Below are 6,902 nucleotides of genomic sequence, written 5' to 3' on the forward strand. Positions count from 1 at the left end.
TGGGTTCTCAGGAAATCACTCGCGCCAGGCGGCGCGTTTCCACAGCTCGCGCAGCTTGGCGTCGTCTTCCAGGAAGACGCGGCGCTGCTCCTCGCCGCCCATCACCCGCAGCGGCAGCGACAGCCGCGCCGCCTCGCGGACCCAGGCGGGGTCGGCCAGCGCGCCGGCGAAGGCCTCGCGGAAGCGGTCGCGCAGCGCCTCGGGCATGTTCGGCGGCGCGATGACGCCGCGGATCGAGGCGGCGACGACATCGATGTTCTGCTCGCGGAAGGTCGGGATCTCGCCCGCCCCCTCCCAGCGCGCGGCGCCGCCCTGGCCGAGCAGCCGCAGCGTGCCCTGGCGCACCAGGCCGATGCCCTCGCTGGCATTGAAGGAGCCGGCGGCGAGGTCGCCCGCCAGCACGCCGTTGATGATCGGCGGCGTGCCGGAATAGGGGACATGCGAGAAGCTGGCGCCGGTCGCCTGCTGCAGCGCCAGGATGAGAAGATGATCGTCGGTGCCGATGCCGGCGCTGCCGATGGCCAGCTGGCCGGGCTTGGCCTTCGCCGCCTCCAGCAGCCCGGCCATGTCGCGGATCGGCGAATTGGCGCGGACGAAGAGGGCGCAAGGGTCTTCCACGACATTGGCGATGAAGGTGAAGTCCTGCACGCGGTAGCGCACCTGGCGCTCGATCGGCAGGGTGACCAGGTTGGGCGTCTGCGCGACGCCGATGGTGTAGCCGTCGGGCTCGGCCAGCGCCACGCTCTCGAAGGCGATCTGGCCGGAGGCGTTGGGGCGGTTGACCACCACCATGGTGGCATTGCCCAGCCGCGGCGCCACGAAGGGGATGATGGCGCGGGCATAGGTGTCCATGCCGCCGCCGGCCGGACCCGGGCAGACGATCTGGATCGGGCGCTCCGGCCAGGCGGCCAGGGCAATGCGGGGTGCGGCGAGAATCCCGCCGAGGGCGAGCGAAAGCTGCCTGCGCCGAAGCGGCATGGCCTGTTCCTCCTGCTTGGCGCGGTCTGGGCCGGCCTTCTGCCCGATGCTAATTAGATTGATCCAATGGACGCAATGCCCCATCTGCGCTCTGCTGCGGGAAAAGAGGGACGCATGGCCGTGAGGCGACCGGAATCGGGAAGGCTGACGCTGACGGAGGTCGCGGCCCAGGCCGGGGTCTCGCGCGCCACCGTCTCGCTGGTGCTGCGCGACAGCCCGCTGGTGGCCGAGGCCACGCGCCTGCGGGTGCGCGAGGCGGCCGAGGCGGTGGGCTATCTCTACAACCGCGGCGCCGCCACGCTGCGCGCCGCGCGCACCAAGACCATCGGCCTGCTGGTCACCGAGATCGACAACCCCTTCTTCGCCGAGCTGGTGGCGGGCGCCGAGGCGGCGCTGGATGCCGCCGGCTACATCGCCTTTCTCGCCGCCACCGGCGATTGCCGCGACCGCCAGGGCCGCGCCCTGCGCCGGCTGCGCGAGCATCGGGTGGACGGCATCCTGCTCTGCCCCGCCCTCGGCACCTCGGCGGCGGAAATCGCCGATCTCGGCCTGCCCTGCGTGCAGGCGATGCGCCGCGCCACCGGGAATGCCGGGGATTTCGCCGGCCCCGACAACCGCCAGGGCATGGTGGCGCTGGCCGAGCATCTGGTCGCCGGCGGCCGCCGCCACTTCGCCTTCGGCGGCGCGGCGCTGCTGCATTCCGGCGTGCGCGAGCGGTTGGCGGGGCTGCGGCAGGTGCTGCGCCGGCACGGGCTGCCGCCGCCAATGCTGCTGCGCACCCCCGGCACGCGCGCCGGCGGCGAGGAGGCGGCGCGGCTGATCGCGGCGCTGCCGCGGCGCCCGGACGCGCTGGTCTGCGTCAACGACGTGATGGCCTTCGCCGCCATCCCGGCGCTGCAGCGGGCCGGGTGGCAGGTCGGCCACGACATCGCGGTGACCGGCGTCGGCGATGTGGCCGAGGCCGCCACCATCCGCCCGGCGCTGACCACGCTGCGCACCGAGCCGCGCCGCATCGGCGAGACCGCGGTGCGGCTGCTGCTGCGCCGGCTGCAGGACCCCGACGCCGCCGCCGAGCAGGCGATCCTGCCGACGCGGCTGGTGGTGCGCGATTCCTGCGGCGGCGCCACGCCGCCCGCGTGATTTCGCGATCCGGCATGCCTAAAAGGCAACGCCCAACCGCGGTTCGTGGCGGCTATTCGGAAATGCGCATTGAGGGATGCGGAAACTGCGCCTAGTCTCCGCGACGGGCAGGGCCATGTTCCACGCCTGATGATCGCGAATAGAGAATGCTGTGACCGCATCCGATAGGCGACGCCGCCCGATCCTGACCCGCCGCGCCCTGCCCGGGCTGGGCCTGGCCCTGCTGGCCGGCCAGGGCGCCGCCCGCGCGCAGGAGGCCGCCGGCCCGCTGCGCATCGCTTTGGCCACCAGCATCTCCAACCAGGCGATCGAGGCGGCGGCGGCCGAGGCCAAGGCGCAGGGGCTCGCGGTGCGGCTGACCGAGTTCGCCGACTGGGTCACGCCCAATCGCAGCGTCTTCTTCGGCGAGCAGGATGCCAACCTGTTCCAGCACCGCCCCTATTTGACCTACACCAACGCCCAGTCGGGCTGGAACCTGGTGCCGGTGGCGCCTGCCTATGCCACCGCCTTCGGCCTCTATTCCAAGCGGCACGCGACGCTGGCGGCGCTACCCGAGGGCGCCCGCATCGGCTATTCCGGCGATGTCATCAACACCGGCCGCTCGCTGATGCTGCTGCGCCAGGCGGGGCTGTTGCGGCTGCGCGATGGCGCCGAGGAGCGCGCGACGCCCGAGGATATCCTCGACAATCCGCGCCGGCTGCGGCTGGTCTCCATCGACGGGCCGCAGATCGCCCGCACGCTGGACGAGCTCGACGCCGCCGTCACCTATCCGACCTTCGCCAGGCTCGGCGGGCTGGACCCGGACCAGGCGCTGACCGTCGAGAACGACCCCCGCTACGCCTTCCATTTCGTCGCGCGGCCCGACCGCGCCGAGGATGCGCGGCTGCGGCGCTTCATCCGGATCTACCAGAATTCGGACGCGGTGAAGGCGGTGCTGCGCCAGCTCTATGGCGCGCAGGTCTCCTTCCCCGATCCCAGCCTCTAGCCGCGGAGCCGATGCCATGAACGCCCCCGCCTCGATCGCGCCGCCGGCTGAGGCCGGGCTCAGCAGCAAGACCCGCGCGCTGGTGGCACTCGCCGCTGGCCAGGCCGCGCGCAGCCCGGCCTGGGTCGCGGCGCAATCCGCCCGGGCCCGCGCGGCGGGCGCCACGCCGCGCGAGATCGCCGAGGCCGCCGCCGTCGCCGCCAGCCTGGATGCCGAGGACGACGCGCTGCCGCTCTGGGAAGAAGGCTGAGGCGTTTCGCCCCCGGAAGGCGGCTGGCGGCGGGACAGGGCATGGCCTAGCTTCCGGCGCCATGCGCCGCCCCCTTGCCCTGCTCGCCGCCCTTGTCAGCCTCGCCGCCGTCCCAGCCCGCGCGCAATCCCTGCCGCCGCCGGTCCCGGCCACCGCCTGGCTGGTCTATGACCGCGCCGCCGGCCAGGTGCTGGCCTCGGCCCAGGCGGCGCAGCGCTGGGAACCGGCCTCGCTGACCAAGCTGATGACCGCCTATCTGGTCTTCGAGGCGGTGCGCGACGGGCGGCTGGCCTGGCAGCAGGTGGTGGCGGCGCCGGCCGCGGTGCGCCGCGTCGGGCCCGAAGAATCCCGCATGTATCTGCAGCCGGGCAACCGGATGTCGGTGCGCACGCTGGTCGAGGGGCTGCTGATCATCTCGGCCAATGACGCGGCGGTGACGCTGGCCGAGGCGGTCGATGGCAGCGAGGCCGGCTTCGTCGCGCGGATGAACGCGGCCGCGGCGCGGCTCGGCATGGCGGGCACGCATTTCAACAACCCCTCCGGCATTCCGGGGCCGACGCATTACACCACGGCCGAGGATCTGCTGCGGCTGACGCTGGCCTTCGACCGCGACTTCCCCGAGGTCTACGCCATCACCCGCGCACCACGCTTCAGCTTCCGCGCCTTCCGTAAGGAGGCGTCGAACCCGCTGCTGGCGCAGGATGCCGCGGTGGACGGCTTCAAGACCGGCCATACCGGGGCGGCGGGCTACAACATCATCGTCTCCGCCCGGCAGCGCGTGATGGCGGGCGGCGCCGGCCAGCCGCGCGACCTGGTGGCGATCCTGCTGGGCACGCCGTCGAAGGGCGACCGCGCCCGCGGCGCCGAGCTTCTGCTCAACTACGCCGGCACCGCCTTCCATCTGTCCGAGGTGCTGACGGCCGGGGAGGACATCCAGCGGCTGCGCGTGCCGGGCTCGGCGGAGGGCGAGGTCGGTCTCGGCGTCGCGGCGACGCAGGTCATGGCGCTGCCCGCCGGCAGCGAAGCGACGCTGCGGGTGACGCTGAAGGATGAGGCGGAGATCTTCGCGCCGCTGCCGCAGGGCGCGGTGCTGGGCGAGGTCGAGGCGGTGCTGGGCGAGCAGGTGCTGGCCCGCGCCCCGCTGGTGACGCTGCAGGAGGCGACGCCGGCCGCCTGGCCGCTGCGCCTCTACGACTGGGTGGCGCTGCGGCTGTCGCGCTGGATTGGCTAGCGCAGCCCCTCATACACGGCGTCGCGCACCGCGCGCGGAAAATCGCCGGCCATGCCTTCGATCGTGGTGTTGGTCATGGCGACCACGACCAGCCGCTGCGCCGGGTCGACGAACCAGGAATGGCCATAGACGCCACCCCATTGCCAGGTGCCCGGCGATTGCGGCGTCGCGGCCGCCTTCGGGTCCAGCAGGATCGAAAAGCCCAGGCTGAAGCCCCAGCCGGCGGTGGGTGAATCCGCCGGCACCAGCCCCTCGGCATGCTGCGTCAGCAGCGCGACGCTCTCTGGCTTCAGGATCGGGGCGCCGCCCTGCCGCAGCGTCTCGAGAAACCGCAGGAAATCCGGCGCGCTGCCCTGCATGCCGGCGCCGCCCGAGGGGAAGGCCAAGGGGTCGAAGGCGCGGCGCAGCGAGAAGGCGATATGGCCATGGCCGAGGCGCAGCTTCTCCTCCTCGGCCATGCGGGCGGGCCGTGGCGCCGCATCGACATAGGGCGCCGCCAGCCGTGCCGGATCGGCGACGCCGAAGCCGGTATCGGCCATGCCCAGCGGCCCGGTGACCAGCCGCTGCACCAGCGCCGGCAGCGGCGCGCCGCCCGCCACCTGCATCGCGGCACCCAGCACGTCGGTCGCGACCGAATAGGCCCAGCCCTGGCCTGGCATGTAGGACAGCGACACCGCGGCGATGCGGCGCAGATTCTCCTCCAGCGCCAGGCCCGGCTGGTCCAGACCGTCGGAGACGCCGGCGCGGCGATAGGGGCCGCGATCGGCCTGGGTGAAGGCGTAGCTCAGCCCCGCCGTGTGCGTCATCAGCTGCCGCGGCGTGATGTCGGGCTGCCGCCCATCGGCCAGCGCCGGGTGGAACGCCGGCAGATAGCGCGTGACCGGCGCATCCAGCGACAGCCGGCCCTGCTCGACCAGCGCCAGCGCCGCGGCCGAGGTGATCGGCTTGGTCATCGAGGACAGGCGGAAGATGCTGTCCTCGCGCATCGGCGTGCCGGCCTCGCGATCGGCCAGGCCGGCGGCGCGGCGATAGACCAGCTGCCCGTCACGCGCGACCAGCACCACCGCGCCGACGATGCGCGACTGCGCCAGGGCCGCGTCGATCGCCGCATCCAGCCGCGGCTGCAGGCCGGTCTGCGCGGCGGCGGGCAGCGCCGCGAGGCCGAGCGCCAGGACAGCGAGAAAGGCAGGCCGCATGCGTCGTCCAACTCCCGGGATCGGGCGGCAGACTAGGCCAGGGGCAGGGGCGCTGCCCAGCGATGCTTTGGCGCCGGCTGCCAGGCCTCGACCGGCGGCGCCGGCGGCGGCGGCAGCGCCGCGGGGCGCGGCCAGGCGGGCAGCGCCACCAGGTCGGCCAGGCCTTCCTCGGCGCCGGCCACCGCATGGCCCCGCAGCAGCGCGCCGCCATAGGCACGGCGCAGCTGCGCCAGGTCCGACGCCGGCGCGGCCGACCGCGCCAGATGCAGCCAGGCCAGCCCATGCGCGTCGGCCAGGCGGGCGGCGCGCAGCACCGGCGCCTCGGGCACCAGCGCCGCGCGGCCAGCCAGCCGCAGGCCGAGCCGGCCCGGTTCCCAGATCGTGGTCAATCCGGCGAGCAGCGCATCGAGGAAGCGCAGCCGCCGCCCGGCATCGCCGCCATAGGCATCGACGCGCTGGTTGCTGTCGGCATCGAGGAACTGCTCGATCAGCCCATGCCCGGAAGCATCGAGCTCCACCGCGTCGAAGCCGGCGGCGCGGGCCCGGCGGGCGGCGCGCAGGAAGTCCTCGATGACGCCGGGAATTTCCTCCGTCGCCAGCGCGCGCGGCACCGGCAGCGGCCGCGGCCCGAGCGGCGTCGCGATCTGCCCGGGCCCGGCCAGCGCCGAGGGCGCCACCGGCCAGCTGCCGCCGAGCTGCACCGCGCGATGCGAGCGCCGCCCGGCATGCCACAGCCGCAGCGCGATGCGCCCGCCGGCCTGGTGCACCGCCTCGGCGATCTGCGCCCAGCCCTCGGCCTGCGCCGCGTTGCGCAGCCCGGGCGAGAAGGCGCGGTCGGCGCCCTGCGGCGTGACCCAGCAGCGCTCGGTGACGATCAGCCCGGCCTCGGCCTGGGCGGCATAGAGGGCGGCGCTGCGCGGATGCGGCAGCCCGCCATAGCGCTGGCCGCCGAGCGGCGCCGGCGAGGCGACCAGGCGGTTGGCCAGCGTCAGGGCGCCGAGGGCGAAGGAAGGGCGGGCGGGGTCGATGCCATGCATGGCGAGGGACTCCTCGAAGGCGAAGGCGGTCCTGCGGCGCGGGCGACAGGAAAGGGGACCGGGAGGTCAGGCTGGGGGCCGCGGG

Annotated in this window: 7 protein-coding genes; 4 read left to right on the top strand and 3 right to left on the bottom strand. The window is 74.0% G+C overall.

Annotation, left to right across the window (positions count from 1 at the left end):
* Positions 1–15: 15 nt before the first annotated feature.
* Positions 16–978, bottom strand: coding sequence for a tripartite tricarboxylate transporter substrate binding protein (locus GVN67_RS14500; RefSeq protein ID WP_159997146.1), 963 nt, complete (start codon positions 976–978; stop codon positions 16–18).
* Between the two features lie 114 nt (positions 979–1,092).
* Between GVN67_RS14500 and GVN67_RS14505 the strand changes: the two genes are divergently transcribed.
* The 4 genes from GVN67_RS14505 to GVN67_RS14520 all read left to right on the top strand — a co-directional run bounded on the left by GVN67_RS14505 (position 1,093) and on the right by GVN67_RS14520 (position 4,584).
* Positions 1,093–2,118, top strand: a complete 1,026-nt coding sequence (locus GVN67_RS14505) for a LacI family DNA-binding transcriptional regulator (protein WP_159997148.1) — start codon at positions 1,093–1,095, stop codon at positions 2,116–2,118.
* A 151-nt stretch (positions 2,119–2,269) separates the two neighbouring features.
* Positions 2,270–3,103, top strand: a complete 834-nt coding sequence (locus GVN67_RS14510) for a MetQ/NlpA family ABC transporter substrate-binding protein (RefSeq protein ID WP_200845261.1) — start codon at positions 2,270–2,272, stop codon at positions 3,101–3,103.
* 16 nt (positions 3,104–3,119) lie between these two features.
* Positions 3,120–3,353, top strand: coding sequence for a carboxymuconolactone decarboxylase family protein (locus tag GVN67_RS14515; protein ID WP_159997150.1), 234 nt, complete (start codon positions 3,120–3,122; stop codon positions 3,351–3,353).
* 61 nt (positions 3,354–3,414) lie between these two features.
* The gene (locus GVN67_RS14520) at positions 3,415–4,584 is read left to right on the top strand and encodes a D-alanyl-D-alanine carboxypeptidase family protein (protein WP_159997152.1); all 1,170 of its coding nucleotides are present in this window, start codon (positions 3,415–3,417) and stop codon (positions 4,582–4,584) included.
* On the opposite strand, the gene GVN67_RS14525 is transcribed toward GVN67_RS14520, so the two are convergent.
* Positions 4,581–5,780 (bottom strand): serine hydrolase, encoded by a 1,200-nt coding sequence (locus GVN67_RS14525; RefSeq protein WP_159997154.1) that lies wholly within the window; start codon positions 5,778–5,780, stop codon positions 4,581–4,583. The two genes, GVN67_RS14520 and GVN67_RS14525, sit on opposite strands and share 4 nt — an antisense overlap.
* Positions 5,781–5,812: 32 nt before the next feature.
* Entirely contained in the window at positions 5,813–6,817 is a 1,005-nt protein-coding gene (locus GVN67_RS14530) for an alkene reductase (protein ID WP_159997156.1), read from the bottom strand.
* Positions 6,818–6,902 lie beyond the last annotated feature (85 nt).

It is taken from the genome of Roseomonas sp. 18066, from assembly GCF_902706185.1.
In the GTDB taxonomy this organism is placed as follows: Bacteria; Pseudomonadota; Alphaproteobacteria; order Acetobacterales; family Acetobacteraceae; genus Pseudoroseomonas.

Coding starts and splice junctions, on each gene's coding strand:
- GVN67_RS14515 (WP_159997150.1), top strand. CDS start 3,120: ATGAACGCCCCCGCCTCGATCGCGCCGCCGGCTGAGGCCGGGCTCAGC.
- GVN67_RS14500 (WP_159997146.1), bottom strand. CDS start 978: ATGCCGCTTCGGCGCAGGCAGCTTTCGCTCGCCCTCGGCGGGATTCTC.
- GVN67_RS14520 (WP_159997152.1), top strand. CDS start 3,415: ATGCGCCGCCCCCTTGCCCTGCTCGCCGCCCTTGTCAGCCTCGCCGCC.
- GVN67_RS14505 (WP_159997148.1), top strand. CDS start 1,093: ATGGCCGTGAGGCGACCGGAATCGGGAAGGCTGACGCTGACGGAGGTC.
- GVN67_RS14525 (WP_159997154.1), bottom strand. CDS start 5,780: ATGCGGCCTGCCTTTCTCGCTGTCCTGGCGCTCGGCCTCGCGGCGCTG.
- GVN67_RS14530 (WP_159997156.1), bottom strand. CDS start 6,817: ATGCATGGCATCGACCCCGCCCGCCCTTCCTTCGCCCTCGGCGCCCTG.